Origin of the sequence: Streptomyces sp. Tu6071 (genome assembly GCF_000213055.1) — a bacterium.
GTDB classification, from domain to species: domain Bacteria; phylum Actinomycetota; class Actinomycetes; order Streptomycetales; family Streptomycetaceae; genus Streptomyces; species Streptomyces evansiae.
Genome location: NZ_CM001165.1, coordinates 1,830,763 through 1,855,782 on the forward strand (window position 1 = coordinate 1,830,763; position 25,020 = coordinate 1,855,782).

The window sequence follows — 25,020 nt, forward strand, 5'->3', positions numbered from 1 at the left end:
CCCGCGGCTGTGGGGACGGGGCCGGTGGGGGGACTGGCACGCGGAGGGGCGGCTCAGACGGGTGGGGTGCGCGGCGCCCGTACGCGGGGATCGCGGTCCACGGCGTCGAGCGCGTCGGCGAAACGGTCCAGGACGGCGGTGGCCTGGTCGTCGGTGAGGGTGAGCGGGGGCAGCAGCCGGACCACGGCCGAGTGGCGGCCCCCCAGCTCCACGATGAGACCGCGGCGCAGGCACTCCCTGCGCACCGCCACGGCGCGCGCGGCATCGGCGGGCGGTGGCCCGTCCGACCCCGGCCTGGCAGCCTCCGGGTCGACGAGTTCGACGCCGAGCATGAGTCCGCGCCCGCGCACGTCGCCGATCCAGGCGTGGCGCGTCGCGAGGGAGCGCAGCGCGGAGAGCATCCGGGCGCCCAGGAGCCTGGCCCGCTCGGCGAGCCCGTTCTCGCGGACGTGGGCGAGGGTCGCGGCTCCGGCGGCCATCGCGAGCTGGTTGCCGCGGAAGGTCCCGGCGTGGGCGCCGGGTTCCCAGACGTCGAGATCCTCGTGGTAGACGATGACGGCGAGCGGGAGGCTGCCGCCGATCGCCTTGGAGAGGACCATGACGTCGGGCACGACGCCCGCGTGGTCGACGGCCCAGAAGGCACCGGTGCGGCCGACGCCCGTCTGCACCTCGTCGGCGATGAGGGGCAGTCCGCGCGCGCGGGTGAGCGCGCGCATACGGCGCAGCCAGGCATCCGGGGCCGGGTGCACACCGCCCTCGCCCTGGACGGGCTCGACGATCATCCCGGCCGGCTCCGGTACGCCGGACTTGGGATCGTCAAGGTAGCTCTCGGCGAGCCGGGCACCGAGCGCGGCGCCCTCCTCGCCGCCCACCCCGAAGGGGCAGCGGTAGTCCTGCGGGTACGGAAGACGCAGGGTGTCCCGTACCGAGGTGGCGGCCGACGAGACGTCGAGCGCCCCGGCGGTCATGCCGTGGTAGGCGCCCGTGAAGCCGAGCACCGCCTGCCGGCCCGTGGCGCGCCGTACGAGCTTGAGCGCGGCCTCGACGGCGTCGGTGCCCGCGGGTCCGCAGAACTGGATACGGCCGCGGGCGGCCAGCTCACCGGGCAGGGTGCGGAACAGCTCGGTGACGAAGGCGTCCTTGACCGGGGTCGCGAGGTCCAGGACGTGCAGCGGAGCCTCGGAGTCGAGGACGTCCCTGATCGCCTGGAGGACCACGGGATGGTTGTGACCGAGGGCGAGGGTGCCCGCCCCGGAGAGACAGTCCAGGTACCTGCGGCCGTCCGCGCCCTCGATGGTCAGGCCCCTGGCCCGGACGGGGACGATAGGCAGGGCACGGGCATAGGTCCTCGCGGCCGACTCCCGCAGGGACTGCCTGCGCAGCACCCCTTCCTGCGTGGTCGTCGGTGCGATGGGCACGGACTCGGTCACGGCCAAGGCGGTAGGTCCTCCCGCGGTGCGAACGGCGTGTCGGGGCCGAGGGCGGGCATGCCGACGACCCCCGTACGTACCAACGACGCGGACCGCTCCGGATAACGGCTCATCCGAAGATCCTTGCCCGGCACGGCGAAGTCGGCCGGAAACCGACGATGCGACCGGAACGCGACTGCTGGGGCGGGGGGTTGGAGCTGAGACGCGGGAGCGAGGCCGGGGCTTCCCGCTGTGACCCAACTGTTGCCGCCGCGCGGCGGGCCTGTTGAGGCCCCGTCATAGTGTGGGAGCGGCAAGGTCCGGCACTTCCAGGGGGATTGAGCATGCGCACCACACGGGCACGGACGGGGCGGGGGCTGCGTCGTGGCTCCTGGCCGGTGGCGGTCGGGGCCGCCCTGACCCTCACGCTGACGCTGACCGCCTGCGGTCCCGAGGACGACTCGGCGGGCGGCGACGACGGCGGAAAGCCCGTCGCCTCGGAGTCCTCGGCGGGTGAGCACAGGATCCGTATCCCGGACGGCGTACGGGACCGGCTCAAGGAGCACGGCATCGATCTCGGGAAGTGGGAGGACGGCGCCTGGCGCAAGTGGGACAAGGACACCTGGCTGCGCAAGGCCGAGGACTACGTCAATCCGATCATCGACGGCCTGTGGGACCCGGACCGGATGCGCCGGGCCGAGGACCCGCAGAAGAAGGTGGACGACGGCGACCTCGCGGACGACCGGGGCGTGACCGACCCCGCACCCGCGCCGGTCGAGGCCGCCGCCGTGACCCCGCCGTACCACGACGCGCTGCCGGAGGCGGGGAAGGTCCTCTTCGACTCCCCCGAGGGCTCGATGGTCTGCTCGGCGACGGTCGTCGAGGACCCGGCCCACCCGGGGAAGTCCAACCTCGTGTGGACGGCGGGCCACTGCGTGCACGCCGGGCGGAAGGGCGGCTGGTACCGCAACATCGCCTTCGTGCCCGCGTACAACAACGCGGGGAAGCCGACCGCCGAGCTGGAGAAGGCGACGCGCGAGGAGATCGCTCCGTACGGGGTGTGGTGGAGCGACTGGGCGCAGACCTCGAAGGAGTGGATCGCGAGCGGCGGCCCCACCGGAGGTGCGGGGGCGCCCTACGACTTCGCCGTCCTGCACGTGACGCCGGAGAACGGCGGCGGGAAATCTCTGGAGGAGACCGTGGGCGGCGCGCTGCCCGTGGACTTCGCCGCGGCTTCGGCCGCGAAGACGCCTTCCTTGACGGCCTCCGGTTACCCGGCGGCACCGCCCTTCGACGGCCAGGCCCTGTACCAGTGCCCCGCGAAGCCGGGCCGCCTCTCGCTCGGCCCCGAGCAGCCGACGATGTACCGCATCGGCTGCACCATGACGGGCGGTGCCTCGGGCGGCGGCTGGGTCGGCAGGAACGCGGACGGCGAGCCGGCGCTCGTCTCGAACACCTCGATCGGCCCGGTGAGGGGCGGCTGGCTCGCGGGCCCGCGCCTGGGCAAGGAAGCGGAGGACGTCTACCGCGCGGTGAGCGACAAGGCGGACAGCCTCTCCTGAGGCGCGGCTGCGGGAGTCGGGGGTCGTACTGCCGCCGGACCGGCTACGGGAGTTGACGGACCGCCCCCGGACCGGCGGTACAGGCGTCGACGGGCCGCCGCCGGATCGGCGGTACGGGCGTCGACGGGCCGCCGCCGGATCGGCGGTACGGGCGTCGACGGACCGCCGCCGGATCGGCGATACGGGCGCCTGCCGAGCCGCCGCACCGCTCGCGCGACGGTGGCGCGACAGCGGGCAGCCGACCGTTCCCCCGTTACGGAACCGGCGGTACGGAGCCTGCCCGGCCACCGAGTCGCGCGCGCGACGCGAAGGGCCCGCACCCTCTCGGGGTGCGGGCCCTTGGCCGTTTTCGGCGTCTGTCGCGCTACGGGCGGGGAGCCGCCCGCGGGCTCAGTGCGAGCCGACCGGGCTGAACCTGTGCAGTTCCGCGGCCAGTTCCTCGTGCACCAGGGCCTTGAGCCGGGTGCCCTCGGGGGTGTGCTCCTCGGAGAGGACCTCGCCCTCGACGTGTGCCCGAGCGATGTACTTGCCCTCGGTGTAGGGGACGAGCACGTCGACCTCGACGGCGGGACGGGGCAGTTCCTCGTCGATGAGCGCGAGCAGTTCCTCGATGCCCTGCCCACTGCGGGCGGAGACGGCGATCGAGTGCTTCTCGACGCGCAGGAGCCGCTGGAGGACCACGGGGTCGGCCGCGTCCGCCTTGTTGATCACAACGATCTCGGGGACGTCGGTGGCCCCGACCTCCCTGATCACCTCGCGCACCGCGGCCAGTTGCTCCTCGGGGGCCGGGTGCGAGCCGTCGACCACGTGGAGGATCAGGTCGGAGTCGCCGACCTCCTCCATCGTGGAGCGGAACGCCTCGACGAGGTGGTGCGGCAGGTGCCGTACGAAGCCCACCGTGTCCGCGAGCGTGTAGAGCCGCCCGCTCGGTGTCTCCGCCCGGCGCACGGTCGGGTCGAGGGTCGCGAACAGCGCGTTCTCGACGAGCACCCCCGCGCCAGTGAGGCGGTTGAGCAACGAGGACTTGCCCGCGTTGGTGTAGCCCGCGATGGCCACCGAGGGGACCTTGTTGCGCCGGCGTTCCTGGCGCTTGAGGTCCCGTCCGGTCTTCATCTCGGCGATCTCCCGGCGCATCTTCGCCATCTTCTCGCGGATGCGCCGGCGGTCCGTCTCGATCTTGGTCTCACCGGGACCGCGGGTCGCCATGCCGCCGCCGGAGGAGCCGGAGCCACCGCCACCCATCTGCCGGGAGAGCGACTGGCCCCAACCGCGCAGGCGCGGCAGCATGTACTGCATCTGCGCGAGCGAGACCTGCGCCTTGCCCTCTCGGGACTTGGCGTGCTGGGCGAAGATGTCGAGGATCAGCGCCGTGCGGTCGACGACCTTGACCTTGACGACGTCTTCGAGGTGGATGAGCTGCCCGGGGCTCAGCTCACCGTCGCAGACGACGGTGTCGGCGCCGGTCTCCAGGACGAGGTCCCGCAGTTCGACGGCCTTGCCGGAGCCGATGTAAGTGGCCGGGTCGGGCTTGTCCCTGCGCTGGATGACCCCGTCGAGGACGAGGGCACCCGCCGTCTCGGCGAGCGCGGCCAGCTCCGCCAGGGAGTTCTCCGCGTCGTGGACGGTGCCCGAGGTCCAGACCCCGACGAGGATGACCCGCTCCAGACGCAGCTGGCGGTACTCGACCTCGGTGACGTCCTCCAGCTCCGTGGAGAGCCCGGCGACCCTGCGCAGGGCCGCGCGCTCCTCACGGTCGTACTGCTCGCCGTCCCGCGCGCCGTCGGCCCCGTGGCTCCAGGCGGCGTCCTCTTCCATCAGGGCATCGGCCCGCAGGCCGTGGCTGTGGGACGGCTGCTGTCCCCGCGGGTGCGTCTCGTTCACGGTGTCCTCCGCGCCGAGGGGCGCGTCCTGGTCTCCGGAAGTGTCCTGGGAAAAGGGAGGGGTGTGGGTCATTGGTTCCTTAATGACGAGTGCGGTCGACGAGCGGACCCTGTCCGCCGATGTGAGCAACGCCCGGAGAGCCCCGGGAATTCCCGGGCCCATGGGCGCCGCTCGCCCGGAAATGGTCCCACGGCGCTCCTCGGGGAGTCACGCGAGTTATCAGACGGACCGGCCGGGCCCCGGCGGCCTCGCGCGCCGGGGTGCGGGCAGCGCGCGGCAAGGGCGCGAAACCTCCCAGGTCACCGCATACGTGGTGGCTCGGCGAGACGGTGCGGGGACGTGCTCCGCGGCTGCTCCGTACCGGGCGCGTCGGCGGTCCAGTCCGGGTGTCCGGGCATTGGCGGCGTCTTCGCCCCGTACAGCCACGGGTGGAGGAAGGCGCCGAGATCGCGCCCCGCGACGTCGGAGGCGAGGCGCACGAAGGCGGCGGTGTCGGCGGTGCCGTCGCGGTGCCCGGCGACCCAGCGGCGTTCGATGCGGCTGAAGGCGTCCGCCCCGACCTCCTGGCGCAGGGCGTAGAGCACGAGGGCGCTGCCGTCGTAGACGACGGGGCGGAAGATGCTGATCTTGCCGTTGCCGGGGGCCTTGGGGCGGGCCGGTGGTCCGCCCTCCACGCGCCACTCGTCGCTCGCGCCGTACGCCTCGCGCATCCGGCGCTCCAGCGTGGGTCCGCCGCGCTCCTCCGCGTAGAGCGTCTCGTACCACGTGGCGTGGCCCTCGTTGAGCCACAGGTCCGACCAGGTACGGGGGCTCACGCTGTCGCCGAACCACTGGTGCGCCAGCTCGTGCACGAGGACGGAGTCGACGTACCACTCGGGGTAGCGACTGTCGGTGAACAGGCGCCGCTCGAAGAGCGAGAGCGTCTGGGTCTCCAGCTCGAAGCCGGTGTTCGTGTCGGCGACGAGCACTCCGTACGCCTCGAAGGGGAATGTCCCCACGCGCTTCTCCATCCACCGGAGCTGTCCCGGCGTCCTGCGCAGCCACGGCTCCAGGCGCTCGCGGTCCGCCGCCGGGACGACGTCGCGCACCGGGAGGCCGTGCGGCCCCGGCCTGCGCGGCACGGCCGAGCGGCCGAGGGAGAGTTGGGCCAGCTCGGTGGCCATCGGGTGCAGGGTGCGGTACGTCCATGTCGTGGCACCGCCCGCCGCGTCGGCCCGGCCCGCGAGGAGGCCGTTGGCGACCACGGTCACGCCGCGTGGCGCGGTGACGCGGAAGGTGAAGTCGGCCTTGTCGGAGGGGTGGTCGTTGCCGGGGAAGACCCGGTGGGCCGCGTCCGCCTGGTTGGCCATGGCCAGGCCGTCCTTCGTGCGGACCCAGCCGCCCTCGCCCTGCCCCGCGCCCGGCGGGCGTGGATCGCTCGTGTGCCGCACGACGATGCGCAGCCGCTCCCCGGGCCGCACGCGGGCCTCCGGGGTGACGACGAGATCCTGTCCCGCGCTCGCGTGGCGGGCGGCGCGGCCGTTGACGGTGACGGAGTGGACCTCGCCGTGGGAGAAGTCGAGGTTGAGGCGGTCGAGGGGTGCCTCGGCCCTGGCGGTGACGCGGGTGACGGCTTCGAGCGGCGCTCGGTTGTCGCCCTTGTACGTCAGCGAAAGGTCGTAGGCGAGCACGTCGTAGCCGGGGTTGCCGAGGGCGGGGAAGAGCCGGTCCCCGATCCCCTGCGGCCCCGGGGAGGGCGCGGCGGCGGCGATGAGCGCGAGGCAGACGGCGAGCACCGGTACGAGGACGCGGGCCGTGCGGCAGGCACGGCGGCGCGGACGCGGCGGGGCCGGTCGGCCCGCGTGCTCCGCACCGGCACCGGGCCCCGGCCTCGCGAGGGTGTTCGCAGAGTCGTGCTCCAGGTTCATGACTCGGAGTTACCACTCTGGACACACACAGCAACCATCCGGCAGGCAGAACAACCCGAAGGAGTCAGTTCGTCCACGCTGTGCTGACGTCTCCGGCGCCGCGCGCCCGGCTGACCGGCACACTCGCCGCCCCGCACGCAGCCCTGTCCGATCGCTCGACGTCCGGCTCACGGCACACCTCCTCCGCCGCTCACGGCACACCGCCCCCGCGCCCCATGCCCTCCGCGTACTCGCCGGTGCAGAAACCTCTCTGCTCGGGCTCCGCCTCCGCCCCTCAGACCCCGGACGCGGGCGCCGAACTCCGCGCCCTGCTCACGTCGTACACGCCCGGCACGTCCCGCATGGCCCGCATGAGACCCGGCAGACGCGTGGCGTCGGGCAGGTGGAGCGTGTAGGTGTGGCGTACCCCGTGCTCGCTCGGGGGCTCGACCGTGGCCGAGATGACGGCGACGCCCTCCCCCGCGATCGCTTCCGTGAGGTCGGCGAGCAGGTGCGGCCGTCCGAAGGACGCGGCGCGCAGCGTGACGCGGCAGTCCCCGGTGTCGCCCCAGTCCGCGCCGACCGTGCGCCGTCCGGCCGCGGCCATGCGCACCGCGCGGGGACACTCGGAGCGGTGCACGGTGACCGCGTTGCCCCGTACCGCGAACGCCGTGACGGCGTCGGGGGGCACCGGGGTGCAGCAGCCCGCGAGGCGCACCGTCGCGCCGGGCTGGTCGACCGTGACGCTCGCGGCGAGCGTCCGCGCGGCGGGCGCGGGGAGGGTGGGACGGGGCAGGGGCTCCTCACGCCGCGCGTCCTCGGCGGGGGTGTTCGCGGGGTGGGCGGTGAGCCAGCGGCGGATGGCCAGTCCGGCGGCGGGGGTGCGTACGTGGTCGAGCCAGTCGGGCGAGGGGCCGCCGCCGGCGGCGTCCTGGCCCATGAGGAGCTGGACCGTGTCGCCGTCCTCCAGGACGGTGCTCAGCGGCGCGAGGCGGCCGTTGACGACCGCGCCCATACACGCGTGCGCGTCCTCGCCGTACTGCGCGTACGCCGCGTCGACACAGCTCGCGCCCGCGGGCAGCCCGAGGGCGCCGCCCCCCTCGCGGAAGACCGTGATCTCGCGGTTGTGGGCCAGGTCCTCGCGCAGCACGGACCAGAACAGCTCCGAATCGGGCACGGCGCTCTGCCATTGCAGGAGGCGGGAGAGCCAGCCGGGGCGGGTCGGATCGGCCCGCTCGGCATCGGCGGCGTACGGGTCCCCGGCGCCGGGGACGGCTTCGGCGGCCGTCCCGTCGGGAGAGCCGGGGCCCGGCACGTCCTGCGGGCGCCGCTCGCCGGTCCCCCGGTTGGCGTCGCCCCGCCCCGTACCCTCGCGGCCCTGGTCGCCGCCCGCCGCGTACGGATTGCCGAGCGCGACGACGCCCGCCTCCGCGACGCGGTGCATCTGCCGCGTACGGATGAGGACTTCGGCGATGCCGCCCTCCGAGGTCGCGAGAGCGGTGTGCAGGGACTGGTACAGGTTGAACTTCGGGACGGCGATGAAGTCCTTGAACTCGGCGACCACCGGGGTCAGGCACGTATGGAGTTCGCCGAGCACCGCGTAGCAGTCGGCGGTCTCGCCGACCAGGACGAGCAGGCGCCCGAAGTCGGTGTCGCCGAGCCGGCCGCGTTTGCGGTGGACGCGGTGGACGGAGACGAAGTGCCGGGGCCGCAGCTGCACGTCCGCCGTCAGATCCGCCTCGCGCAGGACGTCGCGCACCCTCTCGGCGACGGCGGCGAGGGGGTCGGGGGACGCGAAGTGGTCCACGATGAGGCGGCGCGTCTCCTCGTACTCCTCGGGGTGGAGGATGGCGAAGACCCGGTCCTCCAGCTCCGTCTTGAGCGTCTGCACGCCGAGGCGTTCCGCGAGCGGGATGAGCACGTCGCGCGTGACCTTCGCGATCCGGACCTGTTTCTCGCGCCGCATGACGCCGAGGGTGCGGACGTTGTGGAGGCGGTCGGCGAGCTTGATCGACATGACGCGCACGTCGTTTCCGGTCGCGAGGAGCATCTTGCGGAAGGTCTCGGGCTCGGCGGCGGCGCCGTAGTCGACCTTCTCCAGCTTCGTGACCCCGTCGACGAGATAGCCGACCTCGCTGCCGAACCCGGCGCGTACCTGGTCGAGGGTGACGTCGGTGTCCTCGACCGTGTCGTGCAGGAGCGCCGCCGTCAGGGTCGTGGTCTCGGCCCCGAGTTCCGCGAGGATCAGCGTCACCGCGAGGGGGTGCGTGATGTAGGGCTCGCCGCTCTTGCGCATCTGGCCGCGGTGCGAGGACTCGGCGAGGACGTAGGCGCGGCGCAGCGTGTCGACATCGGCGTCGGGATGGTGGGCGCGGTGGGCGTCGACGACGTGCGCGATCGCGTCCGGGGCACGGTCGCGCCCGGTGTGGCCGAGGAGGGCCGCCCGGCCGAGGCGGCGCAGGTCGATGCGGTGCCGGGTGCGCTTGCGGGGCTGCGCGGCACCGGCTGCCTGGAGGGCTTCGGGAGGCCCCCCGGGCGTCACTGGATTCATTGCCTCCGCACTCATGGGCACCTCCGGCTGCGTCGACCGGTCGACGGGGTGCCCGGAGCACGGGGCCCCGGGACAGCGGGCGGTGTCCCCGTCCGGGCCGGTGCTTGATGCTATCGAGCCCACCACGCGCCGCCGACCGCCTCTCGCCGAGCGTGAAAGGGATCACCCATTCGAGCGAAGTCGGCGGGCGACACGAGCGCGGACAGTGACCTTTGCGGCACTCGCGCGTTGCCCCGGATACGCGTCGGGCGCGCGCCGGGGGGTGCGGCGCCCGCGCGGCTTACTTTTCCGGGTTCTTCCGCGCTCCGGCCGGACGTGCGGAGCACGCGCCGTTCGGCCCCGAAGGATCCGGTGCCGGTCGCCCGCCAGCGGGGCGATGCCCTCAATGCAAGGGCTCTCAAGCGGTCAGCGCCGCCAGCCAGTCCTGGTCGATCGTGCCCTCCGCGACGAGGACCGCGGGACCGGTCATCTCCACGACGCCGTCCGCGCGTTCCGTGATGGTGAGCCGGCCGCCGGGCAGGTCGACGGTGTAGGTCGCGGGGTGGCCCGTACGCGCGGGGTCGAGGCCGTCCCTGCGCGCGGCGGCCACGGCGACGGCGCAGGCGCCCGTACCGCAGGAGCGCGTCTCGCCGGAGCCGCGCTCGTGCACGCGCATCACGAGCGCTCCGGGCGCCCGGTCCACGACGAACTCGACGTTGACACCGTGCGGATAGGCGCTCGCCGGGAGCACCTCGGGCGCGGTGCGCAGCTCACCGGCCTCGGCCAGGTCGGTGACGAAGGTGACGGCGTGCGGATTGCCCATGTCGACGTGCGTGGCGGGGCGCAGCCCGGAGCCGACCCGCACCTCGACCTCGCCCTCGGGAAGCCGCGCGACGCCCATCTCCACGGTGATCTCGCCGGGGACCCCGGGCGCCTCGTCCTTGGCCAGGTGGGCGCGCTTCACCCCGGCCCGCGTCGCGACCGCCAGTTCCCCGGCGTCCACGTGCCCGGCGCGCTGGAGGTACCGGGCGAAGACCCGGACGCCGTTCCCGCACATCTCGGCGACGGAGCCGTCCGCGTTGCGGTAGTCCATGAACCACTCGGCCTCGTCGGCGTACGCGCGCCCCTCGGGGTGCGCGGCGGAGCGCACGACGTGCAGCAGCCCGTCGCCCCCGATCCCCGCGCGCCGGTCGCAGAGGGCGGCGACCGCGTCGGGGCCCAGGTCGATGGTGTTCTCCGGATCGGGGATGATCACGAAGTCGTTCTGCGTGCCGTGGCCCTTGAGGAAGCCGATCGCGGTGCTCATCCCTCGATCGTACGGCGCGGGGGGCGAGGTCCGCGCGGCCGTACGGGGCCGGCGGGGCGAGGTCCGCGCGCGAGGGCGCGGTGTGCGTGAGCAGCGATGTCGGGTGTACGGGCCCGGGGGGCAGCCCCTCGGGCGTGGCTTCAGCGCAGCCGTACGCGCGTCACCCGCGGCGCGTGTACGGCTCGGCGCCACCGCGTGACGCGGCAGGCCGCTTACCCGACGGGCTCAGCGCAGCCGCGCGACGCGCCAGACCGCGAGGCCCGCCACGACGAGGACGACGAGCGCGTAGAGGCCGATGGCGCGCCAGCGCGGCCTGCCGCCGCCCTGGGCGAGCCCCGGCCAGCTGTAACCGACGCGACGGGCCGCCATCACGGCGCCACCCGCGGCCGAGGAACTGAGGAGGAGGCCGAGCATCGCGACGACGGCGCCGCCGTCACCGGCCTCGAAGGCGAGCGGGAACGCGAACATGAGCGAGCCGATCGCGGCGAGCACGACGATGGGTGCCAGCTGCCAGAGGCGCAGTCTGCGCTGCGGCCTCAGCTCGACCTCCACTGCCGCGTCCTCGACCACCGCTTCGTCCGCCGTGACGTCCTCCCGGCCCGACGCGAGCGCACCCAGGGCCACGACACCACCGTCCGTCACCGTCCGGTCGGCAGCCGCCGGAGGTTCGTCGGCCGGGCCGTCCTGGACGAGCTGGTCCCGCTCTTCGCGTCCGGTGTCACGAGGGCCGGCCTCCATCGCCACTGTGCCCTCCCACTCGGACTCCGCCAGGTCGATCGCAGCTTGATGATGGCACGGCGTCGGGGGCCCGTATGTCGCCCGGAGCGTCCCGATGCCATCACGTGATCAGGCTGTAACCGCCCGTTCGACCAACGCGAGAGCACGCCCGGAAAGTTCCGCTCGTCCGGAGAGTCCCCCATCGAGCCAGTGGATGCGGGGATCGCGCCGGAACCACGTGTCCTGACGGCGTGCGAAGCGCTTCGTGGCGCGCACCGTCTCGGCGCGCGCTTCCTCCTCGCCGCACTCCCCCGCGAGCGCCGCGAGGACCTGCTGGTAGCCGAGCGCGCGCGAGGCGGTGCGGCCCTCGCGCAGCCCCGCCGCCTCCAGCGCGCGCACCTCGGCGACGAGGCCGCGCTCCCACATCACGTCGACGCGGGCGGCGATGCGCGCGTCGAGTTCGGGCCGGGCGACGTCGACCCCGATCTGAAGGGTGTCGTAGTACGCCTCGCGCCCCGGCAGGTTCGCGGTGAAGGGCTTGCCGGTGATCTCGATGACCTCCAGGGCGCGCACGATGCGACGCCCGTTGCCGGAGAGGATCGCGGCGGCGGCCTCGGGGTCGGCGCGCGCGAGCCGCGCGTGCAACACGGCGGGACCCGCCTCCTCCAGCTCCGCCTCCAGGCGCGCGCGGACGGCCGGGTCGGTGCCGGGGAACTCCATACGGTCGACGACGCCCCGCACGTAGAGCCCCGAGCCGCCCACGAGCACGGGAACGCGGCCCGCGGCGAGGAGGCGGTCGATCTCGGCGCGCGCGAGCGCCTGGTACTCGGCGACGCTCGCGGTGCGGGTGACGTCCCAGACGTCGAGGAGGTGGTGCGGGACGCCCTCGCGCTCGGCGAGCGTCAATTTCGCGGTCCCGATATCCATCCCACGGTAGAGCTGCATGGAGTCGGCGTTGACGACTTCGCCGCCGAGCCGCTGCGCGAGGAAGACGCCGAGATCGGACTTGCCCGCGGCGGTAGGCCCGACGACGGCGATGACCCGTGGGGAGGGAGGTGCGGTACTCACCGCACCAGTGTCCCAAACCAGGAGGAGCGCCTCGAACGAGTTACGTGACGCGACGCGGGCCGCCTCGTTTGCCGTTGCGAGGTCCCGACCGTCGGTCGCGGGCCGCCGGGGCCGTGGCCGCGCGCCGTCTCTGCGCTGCCTCCGCCCGTATCCACCTGTCACCACCTGTCCCTTGGAGCACGCAATGGGCCTCTTCTCCTTCCTCCGCCGCAAGCCGCAGGCGACCGATCCCGCGTCGACCCCGCAGGAGGAGGCCGCCGCGACGGAGAGCGTGGCCGCGGACGCGGCAGGTACGGAAGCCGCCGGTAGCGAAGCCGCTACGGACAAGACGGGGACGGAATCCGCCGCGGAAGCCGCCGACGCGGATGCTCCCGCGGCCGGAGCCGAGCCGAAGGCGGAGGGCGCGACCGAGCCGGAGGCCGCTGCCGGGGGCGAGGACGCCGGCACGGAGGCGGACGGTGCGGCTCCCACCGCCGAAGAGGGGGAGAAGTCCGCCGACGTGGCCGCCGCCGCGCCGGACACGGCCGCCACCGCCGAGGGCGAGACCGCCGAGGGCGGCATTCCCAAGCAGCAGTCGGTCGACGAGGCCGCCGAGCGCGAGGCCGCCGACCACGTACGGCGCTGAGCGGGCGAGCGGCACTCCGCGCGCCTGCCGAGCCCTCCGGGACGAGCCGACGCCCCCGGGAGCCCGACAGGCGCGCGCGGCCGATCCGTAGTAAGCCAGCAGTAGGCGCCCCGCGCGGGGGCGCCGTCTTCCCGGTTTCCGGCGAGGAGGGACCCCATGGGTTTCATCGACAACATCCGGGCACGACTGTCCCCGGCGAAGGACAAGGTGACCGATCTCGCCCAGCAGCACGGCGACAAGATCGGCGACGGCCTCGACAAGGCCGCCAAGACCGTGGACGAGCGCACCAAAGGCAAGTACTCCGACCGCATCCAGTCGGGCACGGACAAGGCCAAGGACGCTGTCGAACGGATGGGCAAGAAGGACGGCGAGGGCGACGGCGGTACGGGCGGGGGCGGTACGGGCGGGGGCGGAGGCTCGCAGCAGCCGCCCGGCTCGTCGGGAGGCTGAGGCCGCGCTCGCGGACGCTTCACGAGTCCGATGGCTCGTAGGGGCCGGTGCGGGTGGCTATGGGCCGGTGCGGATGGTGCCGGTGCGGAGGGTTACGAGCCGGTGCGGGGGCTACGGGCCGGTGCGGGGGGCTACGGGGCCGGTGCGGGTGGTTGCAGGCCAACGCCTCGCACCGGGCCTTTCCGCCGCGCGGGTCGGAGCTGCGCGGCGCACCGGCTGCGGTCGTCCGTGCCGTACGCCGCCTGCCGGGCTCGCCGCCTGCCGTCGGGGGCCCCTGTCTTTGGGTTGCCCGGGGCGGAGGCGGGGCTCAGGACCACGCGGCGACGAAGTAGCCCACTCCGTACGGGGCCTCCTCGTAGAGCAGGCTGCCCGTGAGGTCCGTGCCGCGCGCGGCACCCGCGAGCACCTGCCAGGGTGCCCTTCCGGCGCAGCCGAGCGCACGTGCGGTGGCGGGGTCGAGCGCGGCAAGGCCCTCGGTGTCCGCGTCGGCGAGTGCTTTCGCGACGGCGCTGTCCCAGGGGGCAGCGCGCTCGTCCAGGTAGCCGGGGGCCTTGACCGTCCGCATCGTGCTCCCGTCGCCGAGGGCCAGCACCGCGAGGCGCTCCTCGGGGACCCGCAGTGACTCGCCGAGGGCGAGGCACTCCTCGGTCCCGCTCTCCTCACCGACCGCGAGCCCGGAGACGGGGGCCGCCGCCCAAGCGGCGTTCTCCAGCAGCCAGGCGCCCACGGCGAGGGAAGCGGGCAGCACGGGCCTGTCATCCGTCGTACGCGCCGACTCCGCCTGGCCCACTCGCGCGAGCCGTACGTTCACCGGCACGCCGAACCCGTGGAAGCCACCACGCGCGCCTTCACCGTGTCGCACGGCCCCGGCACCCGCGACGGGCCCGACGACGAGCAGCCGGTCGGGCCGCGACGCGGCGAGCACGGAGAGCGCGTCGGCACACGCGGCCCGCAAAGCGTCGAGCTCCCCCGCGGCTCCCGCCGCGATCCGGGGAACCAGCAAAGGAGGGCACGGGCAGAGAGCTGCGGCGACAAGCATGATCGGCAGCGTAGTCCGTGGGGGCGACGGGATGGGGGTTGCGGGGCGGGGGCGGGGCGACGGGGCGGTGCGGTGGTGTGACGGCAGGTGCGGTGGTGCGGTGGGTCGTGAGGCACGGCGCGGGGGCGACGGCGGGCATCGGGGGACCTGGCTGGCGCGAGGCTAGGGCGTCCGGAGACGTTGCGGGGGGCTCGGCTGGGCACGGGGCAAGGACGTCGTGAGGCGTTACGGGGGCTCGACTGGCGCGGGGAGAAGGCATCGGCAGGCGTTGCGGAACGGCCCTCGGCATGCGCGGTGCGGGGGCGTCGGCAGGCGAGAACCGGGACTCGGGCTAGGCCAAGCGTCCATCCACGGCAGGTCCGCGCAGGGCAGGTGCGAACTGCCGAAGTCTTTGCGCCCGTCGCGGTCCGGTCCGGCTGTCCGTCGACCCCGGGTGCGGGGCGAAGCTCTCGCTGAGGGCCCAGTCCCTCCGAGGGCGTCCCCTGGCAAATCAGCGCGCCGCATCCGGCCGGGACATTGCCCAGTCGCCGTTCGGCTGTCCGCCGGCCCCGGGGACGGGGCGGAGTTGCCGCCGAGGGCGGCGCCTTCCGAGGGCAGCCCCCGGCGGATCAGCGCGGCAGATCCGCCCAGCCCGGGGGCGTTGCCCCGTCGCCGTACGACTGCCCAACTCGCCGAGTGAGCGGCGCAGCCGGTACGCCTACTGCTGGTCACCGCAATCCCTGCGCCGCCACACCAGGGCCCGCGTTCCAAGCCCCCACTGAGGCTCGGCCCCCGCCCGGTTGAAACCCACGCACGGAGCTCGGCTCCATGCGCCCTCGGCCCGCCCACCCTGCGTGCTTCCACGAGGCCCCTGAAGGGGTCAGTCGCAGCCGCAGCCCTGCGTGACGGCGGCGGCCGGCTGGGGGGCCGGGGCGCCGATGGTCGGGAGGCCCAGCATGACGCCGGCCGGCTTTGCCGTCTCGGCGGTCGTGCGCTTCTCCCAGGCGTCACCCGCGCGGGTGCGCCGGACGCCGCGGGGGGTGCCCTCGGCGAGGAGGTGGTGGGGAGCCGCGTAGGTGATGTCGACGGTGACGACGTCCCCTGGTCGCACCGGCTCCTGCGGCTTGGTGAAGTGGACCAGGCGGTTGTCGGGGGCGCGCCCCGAGAGCCGCTGTGTCGCGCCGTCCTTGCGCCCCTCACCCTCGGCGACCATGACGTCCAGGGTGCGGCCGACCAGCTTCTTGTTCTCCTCCCAGGAGATCTCCTCCTGGAGCGCGACCAGCCGCTCGTAGCGCTTCTGGACGACCTCCTTGGGGATCTGGTTCTCCATCTCGGCCGCCGGAGTGCCGGGGCGCTTCGAGTACTGGAAGGTGAAGGCCGCGGCGAAACGCGCCTCGCGGACGACGTGCAGCGTCTGCTCGAAGTCCTCCTCGGTCTCGCCGGGGAAGCCCACGATGATGTCGGTGCTGATGGCGGCGTCCGGGATCGCGGCACGGACCTTCTCGATGATGCCGAGGTACCGGTCCTGGCGATAGGAGCGGCGCATCGCGCGCAGCACGGTGTCCGAGCCGGACTGGAGCGGCATGTGCAGCTGGGGCATCACGTTGGGCGTCTCGGCCATGGCGGCGATGACGTCGTCGGTGAAGTCGCGCGGGTGCGGGGACGTGAAGCGGACGCGCTCCAGGCCCTCGATGCCGCCGCAGGCACGCAGCAGCTTGCTGAACGCCTCGCGGTCGCCGATGTCGCTGCCGTAGGCGTTGACGTTCTGGCCGAGGAGGGTGATCTCGCTGACGCCCTCGGCGACGAGCGCCTCGACCTCGGCCAGGATGTCGCCCGGCCTGCGGTCCTTCTCCTTGCCGCGCAGGGCGGGGACGATGCAGAAGGTGCAGGTGTTGTTGCAGCCGACGGAGACGGAGACCCACGCGGCGTAGGCGGACTCGCGGCGGGTCGGCAGCGTGGAGGGGAACGCCTCCAGGGACTCGGCGATCTCCACCTGGGCCTCCTCCTGGACGCGGGCGCGTTCGAGGAGGACGGGGAGCTTACCGATGTTGTGGGTGCCGAAGACGACGTCGACCCAGGGGGCCCGGTCGACGATGGTCTGCCGGTCCTTCTGGGCCAGGCAGCCCCCGACCGCGATCTGCATGCCGGGGCGCTCGGTCTTCTTCGGGGCGAGGCGGCCGAGGTTGCCGTAGAGACGGTTGTCGGCGTTCTCGCGCACCGCGCAGGTGTTGAAGACGACGACGTCCGCGCCGCCGTCCTCGGCGCCCTCGGGGGCGCGCACGTATCCGGCACCCTCCAGGAGGCCGGCGAGCCGTTCCGAGTCGTGCACGTTCATCTGACATCCGTAGGTGCGGATCTCGTATGTCCTGGCCTGTGTGCCGGCCTGCTGAACGTCCACCACGGGGCTCCGGTCGCTGCTGCTCATGCGGACAAGGGTAGGCGAGTGGGGAGAAGCGCCCGACCGCCGGTGGGACGGGCGGCAGAGGCCACCCTGAGGGCGAGGGAGACCGCACCCTGAGCGCGCGGGCCCGGCGGGAGCCTTGGGAGCACTGGGATGCGGCGGTCCGGACCGGGCGCGGTCCCCGGTCGGGACGGAGCGGAACCCCGAGACGGACGGGGCACAGGCTCAGGGATGTTTCAGGGAAGCCCCTGAGTGATCTCTCAGGGACTTCCCCGAGGGTCGATCAGGGTGAACCCTGAGGCATCCCTGATCTCTGCCGGAACCTCTGGTGTTCACCCTGTGTGACTGGCAGGATCGTGGCCATGACCTCGTTCCTCTCCCGGTTCGGCCGGGGCACGGTGCTCGGCGGCGCGGCGGTGTGTGCCGTCGTGATCGGGCTGCTCCTGTGGTGGCTGCTGCCCCTCGGGAGCGCGCAGCCGCGCGGGACCGTGGTGTTCAGCACCGGGGTGCGCTCGGGCGTCTACGAGAAGTACGGCGAACTCCTCAAGCACGCCGTGGACCGTGATCTGCCGCGTGTCCGGATGGAGTTGCGCGCGAGCGAGGGCTCGCAGGAGAACGTGGCCCGGGTGGCGACCGGGAAGGCGGACTTCACCATCGCGGCGGCCGACGCCGTGGAGAAGTACCGGGAGGACGGCGGCGAGGGCGCGGAGAGCCTGCGTGGCTGCGCGCGACTCTACGACGACTACCTGCAACTCGTCGTCGCCGAGTCCTCCGGCATCCACAAAGTCGCCGATCTCCGGGGCAAGCGGGTCGCGGTGGGGCAGGTGGGGTCCGGGGTGCGGCTGATAGCGGACCGCTTGCTCACGAAGGCGGGCCTCGATCCCGAGCACGACATCACCCCGGTGGGCATCGGGATCGACACGATGAACGAGCAGCTGAAGCGCGGGAAGATCGACGCCTTCTTCTGGTCCGGCGGTCTGCCTACGGTCTCCGTGCGTGAGCTGTCCGAGACGTTCCCGGTACGGTTCGTGCCGCTCGGGGACCTGGTGGACGCTGTGCGGCACGCGGGCGGCGAGGGGCGTTTCTACCGGACGGCGGTCATGCCGCGAGATGCCTACCCCGCCGCGCACAACGACGGCACCGTGATGACGCTCGCGGTCGCGAATCTGCTGGTCACCCGGGATTCCCTGGACCCGGACCTGACGGAGGGAGTCACGCGGACTGTCATTGCCAGCCGCGACGGCATAGGCCAGCAGGTGCACGCGGCACAGAAGGTCGATCTGCGCACCGCCATCTACACCGACCCCCTCGAACTGCACGAGGGCGCGCAGCAGTACTACCGGTCGGTGAAGCCATGACCTCGTGGTGGCTGACCTCGTGACGGCCCTGGCCCCGCGACGACCCTGTCCTCGTGAGGGCTCTGGCTTGAGGGCCATGTCTTGTGAGGGTGTTGGTCTCGTGAGGCTGTGACCGCGCCGGGTCGGGCGCGTCGGGTGGCGCCAGGCTCGGGCGGCGTCGTGACCGCGTGGTACTGGGACGGCGTGTACGCGGCGCTGGGACCGCGTGGTGTTGTGACTGCCGGTGCCACCACCGCCTGACGGCATGACAGGGGTACAGCGAGAAGCCGTACAGCGAGAAGCCTCCAGCCCCTCCCCCGGCCGGACGCACCTCTCGCCCTACTCGCCGGTCAACGGCGCCGTGTTCGCGGGGCGGTTGCGGGGGATGACCAGGTCGGCGCTGAGGCCGTGGGGGTGGTGGTGGCGGTACTCCAGGGCGCCGCCGCCGGCTTCGAGGAGGGCGCGGGTGATGGAGAGGCCGAGACCGGAGCCGTGGATGTTCTGGTGGCGGTTGCTGCGCCAGAAGCGGTCGCCGATACGGCCGAGTTCCTCCTCGGTGAGTCCGGGGCCCTCGTCGGTGACGGTGATGACGACCTCGCCGGGTCTGGCCTCCACCGTGAGGTCGACGGCGGCATCGGCGGGGGTGAACTTGAGAGCGTTGTCGAGTACGGCGTCGAGGGCGCTGGAGAGCGCGATGGGGTCGGCCCAGCCGGTGACGGCGGGGCAGGTGCCGGTGAGCCGAACGCCTTTCTCCTCGGCGAGGGGCCGCCAGGAGGAGAGGCGTTCCTGGGCGAGGGCGCCGATGTCGGTGAGGGTGAGGTCGGCCTCGGTGTGCTCGGCGAGGGCGAGGCCGAGGAGGTCGTCGAGCACGCGGGCGAGGCGTTGGCCCTCGGTGCGGACGGAGGCGACCTCCTCGTTGTCCTCGGGGAGTTCGAGGGCGAGGAGTTCGATGCGAAGCAGGAGCGCGGAGAGGGGGTTGCGGAGTTGGTGCGAGGCGTCGGCCACGAAGGCGCGTTGTTGTTCGAGGACGCTCTCGACGTTGTCGGCCATCTCGTTGAAGGAGGTGGCGAGGCGGCGGAGTTCGGGCGGGCCGCCGGTGGGGGCGACGCGGGACTTGAGCCTGCCGGTGGCGATGTCGTGGGTCGTGGCGTCCAGGACGCGTACGGGACGCAGCACCCAGCCGGTCAGGCGCAGGGCCGCGCCGAGCGCGAGGAGCATGGCGGCGCCCTCGCCGACGGCGACGAGGAGCCACTTCTGGAGGGTGCGGGAGCGCAGCGCGCCGGTCGGGGAGTCGGTGACGACGACGGCGATGACATCGCCGTCCCGTATCACCGGCGAGGCCACGACGAGGCGGCGGCTCGTCTGCCAGGGCCACACCTGCTCGGGGTCGGGGCTGCGACGGCCGTTGAGGGCCTCGTCGTAGGCGGAGCGCGCCTCCTCGCCCGCGTCCTGGAAGGGCCGCGCGCGGCTGTGGACGGAGCCGGTGGGCTCCGGAAGCGCCGAGGCTCCTCCCTGGGAAATGGTCGTCCCGGGAAGGGAGGCGTCGGCTTCCGCGGGCGGCAGGTGCCAGCTGTGCGGGGCGGTCGCGAAGGGTTCACCGAGGCGGTCGAAGACGCCGACGTGGATGCCGTAGAGGCGGTAGTAGCGCCCGAGTTCGGTGTCGAGCGTGGCACTGCGCTCGGCGTCCTCGACGGTCGCGCCCGCGCCGCCGCCGTCCGTGTTGACGAACTGGGCGAGCGAGGCGAACCGCGCGGAGTCGTCGATGCGGTCGACGATCACCTTCTGCTGCTCCCCCGCCGCCATGCTGATGGCGAGCGGGAAGCCGAGGGCGAGCAGGACCCCGGCGAGCAGGACGATGAGCAGGGGAAGGAGCCGAGTGCGCACCAGGACCCGCTAGGCGCCGGGGACGACGAGCTTGTACCCCACGCCGCGCACGGTCTCGATGAGGGCGGGGACCCCGATCTTGGCGCGCAGCGAGGCGATGTGGACCTCCAGGGTGCGCCCCGTGCCCTCCCAGCTCGTGCGCCAGACCTCGCTGATGATCTGCTCGCGGCGGTAGACGACGCCGGGGCGCAGGGCGAGGAGGGCGAGGAGGTCGAACTCCTTGCGGGTGAGCTGGACGGGCACGCCGTGGACGCTCACCTCGCGGGTCTCCGGCGTGAGGCGGACCGGGCCGAGCGCGGTCGTCCCGGGCTCGGAGGCGCTGGAGTGGGTACGGCGGGCGACGGCGTGGATGCGGGCGAGGAGTTCCCTCGTGTCGTACGGCTTGACGACGTAGTCGTCGGCGCCGAGGTTGAGCCCGTGTATGCGGGAGCGGACATCGGCACGCGCGGTGACCATGATGACGGGTACGGCGGAGCGCGTACGTATCTTGCCGCAGACCTCGTAGCCGTCCTGGTCGGGCAGTCCCAGGTCGAGGAGGACGACAGCGTACGGCTCCTCCTGCTCCTCGCCGGGGAGCAGGGCGCGCAGCGCGTCCTCGCCGTTCCGGGCGTGCGTCACCCGCAGGCCGTGGCGGGCCAGTACGGCGGAGAGCGCGGCGGCGACATGGTTGTCGTCCTCCACGAGCAGCAGTCTCACCGTCCGTCACCTCCGTCGGCTGGGGTGGCCCGGCCCCCACCGGGGCCGGGTGTGCTGGTACGTACGCGATCCGCGCCGCCCACGGTTCCCCGCGGGCGCGCGGGCAGGCGGGTGGTACGGGCGGGAGCGCGCGGGGGCGCTTTGGCATGTACTCCGATTCGCCCGGCGTGCGTCAAGAGGCTTCGGGGTTCGGGCGCGTTCTGTTATCCAGCCGGTACGAGGCGGCGGCGGAACAGGCACGCGACGTGCGCGGATGATCCCGGATCGTGATGCTCAATTTCCGCTCAGATGTGCTGACGGTGCTCGCACCTGCTCACTAGGGTCCACCCAACCGAGGAGGACGGAGTTGTGAGCCGATGACCGCAGTATCGGTGTCGAAGGACGCCGCGCCCACGAGCGAGGACCTGGTGGTCCTGAGCAAGGTGAACAAGCACTTCGGCGCACTCCATGTGCTTCAGGACATCGATCTGACGATCGGGCGCGGCGAGGTCGTCGTGGTGATCGGTCCCTCGGGGTCCGGGAAGTCCACGCTGTGCCGCACCATCAACCGCCTGGAGACGATCGACGACGGCGCCATCACCATCGATGGCCTGCCGCTGCCGCAGGAGGGCAAGGAACTGGCCAGGCTGCGCGCCGACGTGGGCATGGTCTTCCAGTCGTTCAACCTGTTCGCCCACAAGACCGTGCTCCAGAACGTGATGCTCGGCCAGGTGAAGGTGCGCAAGGCCGAGAAGGGGGCCGCCGAGGAGAAGGCGCGGCAGCTCCTCGACCGGGTGGGCGTCGGCTCGCAGGCCGACAAGTACCCCGCGCAGCTCTCCGGTGGTCAGCAGCAGCGCGTCGCGATCGCGCGGGCGCTGGCGATGGACCCGAAGGTCATGCTCTTCGACGAGCCGACCTCCGCGCTCGACCCGGAGATGATCAACGAGGTCCTGGAGGTCATGCAGCAACTGGCCCAGGAGGGCATGACGATGGTGGTCGTCACGCACGAGATGGGCTTCGCCCGCTCCGCGGCGAACCGTGTGGTCTTCATGGCCGACGGGCGCATCGTGGAGGAGGCGACGCCGGACAAGTTCTTCAGCGCCCCGCGCAGCGACCGCGCCAAGGACTTCCTGTCGAAGATCCTCCAGCACTGAGCAACCCGCGGCGCCGAGCGTCCTCCGGCACCGGCACACACCGGCCGCCGAAAGCCCGGCCCGCCCGACGTACAGCACGCCCGACGTACACCCCGCCGGACGCACAGGTCCCCGGACGCATAGTTCGCCGGACCTCAGAGGTCCCCGGCCCCACCGGCCGCCGGAGACCACCACGGACAACCGCGCCTCCCCCACAGGCACCGGCGCACCACCGCACGGTCCCGCCGTTCACCGGCGTGCGCCGTGCGGGTCGGCGGGCGTCCCCAGGCCCGTACCCGCCACCGCCGTTCCACCGATTCCGACCCGCCGTCGATCACGATCGACCGTTATCGAAGGACTCACCATGAAGTTCCGTAAGGTTTCCGCCGCCGTCGCCGTGGTCCTCACCGTCGGCCTCGCCGCGAGCGCCTGTGGCAAGAACGACGACGACAAGGCTTCGGGCGGCTCCGGCGGTGGCAAGAAGATCACCATCGGGATCAAGTTCGACCAGCCGGGTCTCGGCCAGAAGCTGCCGAGCGGCAAGTTCGCCGGCTTCGACGTCGACGTCGCCACGTACGTCGCGAAGGCCCTCGGCTACAAGACGAACCAGATCGTCTGGAAGGAAGCGAAGAGCGCCGACCGCGAGACGATGCTGGAGCGCGGCGACGTGGACTTCATCGCCGCCTCGTACTCGATCACGGACGAGCGTGAGGCGAAGGTCGACTTCGCCGGTCCGTACCTCCTCGCCCACCAGGACATCCTGGTCCGCTCGGACGAGAGCAAGATCAACGACCCGAAGGACCTGAACAGCAAGAAGCTGTGTTCGGTCACCGGCTCCACCTCCGCCCAGAACATCAAGAAGGAGCTGGCCCCGAAGGCTCAGCTCCAGGAGTACGGCGGCTACTCCGAGTGCCTCACCGGCCTGGAGAACAAGGCCGTCGACGCGCTGACCACGGACGACTCCATCCTCGCTGGCTACGCGGCGCAGAAGGAGTTCCAGGGCAAGTTCAAGCTCGCCGGCTTCAAGATGACGAACGAGAACTACGGCATCGGCGTCAAGAAGGCCAGCGACCTCAAGGACAAGATCAACGACGCCCTGAAGAAGATGGTCGACGACAAGTCCTGGGACAAGGCCGTCCAGGACAACTTCGGCCCGGCGAACTACAAGAACGAGCCCGCCCCGGCGATCGGCGACGTCAAGAAGTAGTCGACGGCGCTCAGCAGATGACAGCTCGCGTGCGCTTCCCCGCCCGCTCCCGCGCGGCGGCGGGCGGGGACCGCGCGGGACAGTAGTCGGGGTGCGGTCGGTGCGCGGACGGTGACGCCCGCCCACCGGGCCCATCCCCCGCGTGGAAGCACGGGAGATCGTGTTCGACTTTCTTGATGGTTACGACCTGCTCGGGGCGTTCTGGGTGACGGTGAAGCTCACCGCGCTCTCCGCCGTGGGCTCCCTGATCTGGGGCACCGTGCTCGCCGCCATGCGGGTCGGCCCTGTCCCCCTGATGCGTGGCTTCGCCACGGGTTACATCAACATCGTGCGGAACATCCCGCTCACGGTGATCATCGTCTTCACCTCGCTCGGCCTGTTCCAGACGCTCAGCATCGATCTGGGCGCGAGCGACTTCAAGGCGATCAACTTCCGCTTGGCAGTGCTCGGACTCATCCTCTACACCTCCACTTTCGTGTGCGAGGCGGTCCGTTCCGGCATCAACACGGTCCCGATGGGACAGGCAGAAGCGGCTCGCGCGCTGGGGCTGAACTTCCGTCAGGTTCTGACGATGATCATCCTTCCGCAGGCGTTCCGTTCGGTGGTCAATCCGCTCGCCAACGTGCTGATCGCCCTCACCAAGAACACGACGATCGCGGCGGCGATCGGCGTCGGCGAGGCCGCGGTGCTGATGAAGGAGATGATCGAGAACGAGGCGGAACTCGTCCTGATCTCGCTCGTCTTCGCCTTCGGCTTCGTCGTGCTCACACTTCCCACGGGGCTCATCCTCGGCTGGGTCAGCAAGAAGGTGGCGATCAAGCGATGACCTCGGTGCTCTTCGACGCCCCCGGCCCCCGGGCCAAGTGGCGCAACATCGTCTACTCCGTGCTCTTCGTCGTCGTCGCCGCCCTCGTCGTGTGGTGGGTCGTCGCGAAGCTGAACGACAAGAACCAGCTCGACTGGGTCAAGTGGAAGCCCTTCTTCACGGACAGTCAGGCGTGGACCACGTACCTGCTGCCGGGCCTCGGGCAGACGCTCCTCGCGGCGGCGATATCCGTGGTCATCGCGCTGCCGCTCGGCGCGGTGTTCGGGATCGCGCGGCTCTCGGACCATGCCTGGGTGCGGGGGCCCGCCGCGACGATCGTCGAGTTCTTCCGCTCGATCCCGGTCCTGATCATGATGCTCGTGGCGAACGAGGTGTACGCGCAGTACACATCGGTCTCCACCGACGACCGCCCGCTCTACGCGGTGATCACCGGCCTCGTGCTCTACAACGCCTCGGTCCTCGCCGAGATCGTCCGCGCCGGCATCCTCTCGCTCCCCAAGGGACAGACCGAGGCCGCGCAGGCGATCGGGCTGCGCAAGGGGCAGATCATGCGGTCCATCCTGCTGCCGCAGTCGGTCACCGCGATGCTCCCCGCGATCGTCAGCCAGCTCGTCGTCATCGTCAAGGACACCGCGATCGGCGGCTCGCTGCTCAACTTCTCCGAGCTGATCGCCTCGGTCCGCCCGCTCTCGGCCGCCTACGGCGCCAACACGATCGCGTGCTTCACCATCGTCGCGCTGATCTACATCGTCGTGAACTTCTCCCTGACGAGCTTCGCCACGTGGCTGGAGAAGCGACTGCGCGCGGGCAAGAAGTCCACCGGCGCGGTCCTGAGCGCCACCACGGTGGACACCGGCGGCAGCGGTACGACGGGGGTGCAGCCGCTGGCGAAGGCCGACGCCTGACGGCCTGCCACAGACTCCCGGTACATCCGGGTCTCGCGGCCCGCACGCGGGAGGCTCCGGTCTCCCGCCACGGGTGCCCCGTCGGCGGCGGGGTACGCGACGCGGACACGCACGAGAGGGCGGGACGAGAGCCTTGGGGGGCTTTCGTCCCGCCTTCGCGTCGTCCCGCCTTTGCGCGTGGTGCGTCGCGGCGCGTGCGG

General features: G+C 72.4%; 19 protein-coding genes. 8 read left to right on the forward strand and 11 right to left on the reverse strand.

Features of this window, described 5'->3' with window-relative positions; all coding sequences use genetic code 11:
* Positions 1-53: 53 nt before the first annotated feature.
* Positions 54-1,436, reverse strand: a complete 1,383-nt coding sequence (locus STTU_RS07425; RefSeq protein ID WP_043254478.1) for a diaminobutyrate--2-oxoglutarate transaminase family protein — start codon at positions 1,434-1,436, stop codon at positions 54-56.
* A 317-nt stretch (positions 1,437-1,753) separates the two neighbouring features.
* Between STTU_RS07425 and STTU_RS07430 the strand changes: the two genes are divergently transcribed.
* Positions 1,754-2,971, forward strand: a complete 1,218-nt coding sequence (locus tag STTU_RS07430) for a trypsin-like serine peptidase (RefSeq protein WP_199785004.1) — start codon at positions 1,754-1,756, stop codon at positions 2,969-2,971.
* A 390-nt stretch (positions 2,972-3,361) separates the two neighbouring features.
* Here STTU_RS07430 and hflX read toward each other — a convergent pair whose 3' ends face one another.
* The 6 genes from hflX to miaA all read right to left on the reverse strand — a co-directional run bounded on the left by hflX (position 3,362) and on the right by miaA (position 12,359).
* Positions 3,362-4,924, reverse strand: a complete 1,563-nt coding sequence (gene hflX / locus STTU_RS07435; RefSeq protein ID WP_007821367.1) for a GTPase HflX — start codon at positions 4,922-4,924, stop codon at positions 3,362-3,364.
* 227 nt (positions 4,925-5,151) lie between these two features.
* The gene (locus STTU_RS07440) at positions 5,152-6,759 is read right to left on the reverse strand and encodes a M1 family metallopeptidase (protein WP_007821369.1); all 1,608 of its coding nucleotides are present in this window, start codon (positions 6,757-6,759) and stop codon (positions 5,152-5,154) included.
* A gap of 274 nt (positions 6,760-7,033) precedes the next feature.
* On the reverse strand, positions 7,034-9,304 hold the full coding sequence (locus STTU_RS07445) for a RelA/SpoT family protein (RefSeq protein WP_043254481.1): 2,271 nt from the start codon (positions 9,302-9,304) through the stop codon (positions 7,034-7,036).
* Between the two features lie 382 nt (positions 9,305-9,686).
* Positions 9,687-10,574 (reverse strand): diaminopimelate epimerase, encoded by an 888-nt coding sequence (gene dapF, locus STTU_RS07450; RefSeq protein WP_007821373.1) that lies wholly within the window; start codon positions 10,572-10,574, stop codon positions 9,687-9,689.
* 225 nt (positions 10,575-10,799) lie between these two features.
* Complete coding sequence (locus tag STTU_RS07455) at positions 10,800-11,312, reverse strand: hypothetical protein (protein WP_007821375.1); 513 nt, start codon at positions 11,310-11,312, stop codon at positions 10,800-10,802.
* Between the two features lie 108 nt (positions 11,313-11,420).
* A complete protein-coding gene (gene miaA / locus STTU_RS07460; RefSeq protein WP_007821376.1) occupies positions 11,421-12,359 on the reverse strand; it encodes a tRNA (adenosine(37)-N6)-dimethylallyltransferase MiaA in 939 nt (312 codons plus the stop codon).
* Positions 12,360-12,543: 184 nt separating this feature from the next.
* Between miaA and STTU_RS07465 the strand changes: the two genes are divergently transcribed.
* Both STTU_RS07465 and STTU_RS07470 read left to right on the forward strand, forming a co-directional pair.
* On the forward strand, positions 12,544-12,984 hold the full coding sequence (locus tag STTU_RS07465) for a hypothetical protein (protein WP_007821378.1): 441 nt from the start codon (positions 12,544-12,546) through the stop codon (positions 12,982-12,984).
* Positions 12,985-13,140: 156 nt separating this feature from the next.
* A complete protein-coding gene (locus STTU_RS07470; protein ID WP_007821380.1) occupies positions 13,141-13,434 on the forward strand; it encodes an antitoxin in 294 nt (97 codons plus the stop codon).
* 307 nt (positions 13,435-13,741) lie between these two features.
* Here STTU_RS07470 and STTU_RS07475 read toward each other — a convergent pair whose 3' ends face one another.
* Together STTU_RS07475 and miaB are read right to left on the reverse strand one after the other, a co-directional pair.
* Positions 13,742-14,473 carry a class III extradiol dioxygenase subunit B-like domain-containing protein gene (locus tag STTU_RS07475; RefSeq protein ID WP_199785005.1) on the reverse strand — a complete coding sequence of 244 codons (732 nt, stop codon included), beginning with the start codon at positions 14,471-14,473 and terminating at the stop codon, positions 13,742-13,744.
* Positions 14,474-15,332: 859 nt separating this feature from the next.
* Positions 15,333-16,877: a tRNA (N6-isopentenyl adenosine(37)-C2)-methylthiotransferase MiaB gene (gene miaB, locus STTU_RS07480; RefSeq protein ID WP_078518941.1), complete on the reverse strand. Its 1,545-nt coding sequence runs from the start codon at positions 16,875-16,877 to the stop codon at positions 15,333-15,335.
* A gap of 338 nt (positions 16,878-17,215) precedes the next feature.
* On the opposite strand from miaB, the gene STTU_RS07485 reads away from it, so the two are divergent.
* Positions 17,216-18,211: a TAXI family TRAP transporter solute-binding subunit gene (locus STTU_RS07485; protein WP_043254484.1), complete on the forward strand. Its 996-nt coding sequence runs from the start codon at positions 17,216-17,218 to the stop codon at positions 18,209-18,211.
* Between the two features lie 318 nt (positions 18,212-18,529).
* On the opposite strand, the gene STTU_RS07490 is transcribed toward STTU_RS07485, so the two are convergent.
* Together STTU_RS07490 and STTU_RS07495 are read right to left on the reverse strand one after the other, a co-directional pair.
* Entirely contained in the window at positions 18,530-20,074 is a 1,545-nt protein-coding gene (locus STTU_RS07490; RefSeq protein WP_007821388.1) for a sensor histidine kinase, read from the reverse strand.
* Between the two features lie 9 nt (positions 20,075-20,083).
* Positions 20,084-20,770 (reverse strand): response regulator transcription factor, encoded by a 687-nt coding sequence (locus STTU_RS07495; RefSeq protein WP_007821389.1) that lies wholly within the window; start codon positions 20,768-20,770, stop codon positions 20,084-20,086.
* Between the two features lie 356 nt (positions 20,771-21,126).
* Here STTU_RS07495 and STTU_RS07500 point away from each other — a divergent pair, with 356 nt between their 5' ends.
* The 4 genes from STTU_RS07500 (at position 21,127) to STTU_RS07515 (ending at position 24,820) form a co-directional block, all read left to right on the forward strand.
* On the forward strand, positions 21,127-21,903 hold the full coding sequence (locus tag STTU_RS07500) for an amino acid ABC transporter ATP-binding protein (protein WP_009069016.1): 777 nt from the start codon (positions 21,127-21,129) through the stop codon (positions 21,901-21,903).
* Between the two features lie 343 nt (positions 21,904-22,246).
* Positions 22,247-23,089 carry a glutamate ABC transporter substrate-binding protein gene (locus STTU_RS07505; protein WP_007821392.1) on the forward strand — a complete coding sequence of 281 codons (843 nt, stop codon included), beginning with the start codon at positions 22,247-22,249 and terminating at the stop codon, positions 23,087-23,089.
* Between the two features lie 160 nt (positions 23,090-23,249).
* On the forward strand, positions 23,250-23,915 hold the full coding sequence (locus STTU_RS07510) for an amino acid ABC transporter permease (protein WP_043257186.1): 666 nt from the start codon (positions 23,250-23,252) through the stop codon (positions 23,913-23,915).
* Positions 23,912-24,820: an amino acid ABC transporter permease gene (locus STTU_RS07515; RefSeq protein ID WP_043254486.1), complete on the forward strand. Its 909-nt coding sequence runs from the start codon at positions 23,912-23,914 to the stop codon at positions 24,818-24,820. The genes STTU_RS07510 and STTU_RS07515 overlap by 4 nt, the downstream gene beginning before the upstream one ends.
* Positions 24,821-25,020: the final 200 nt, after the last annotated feature.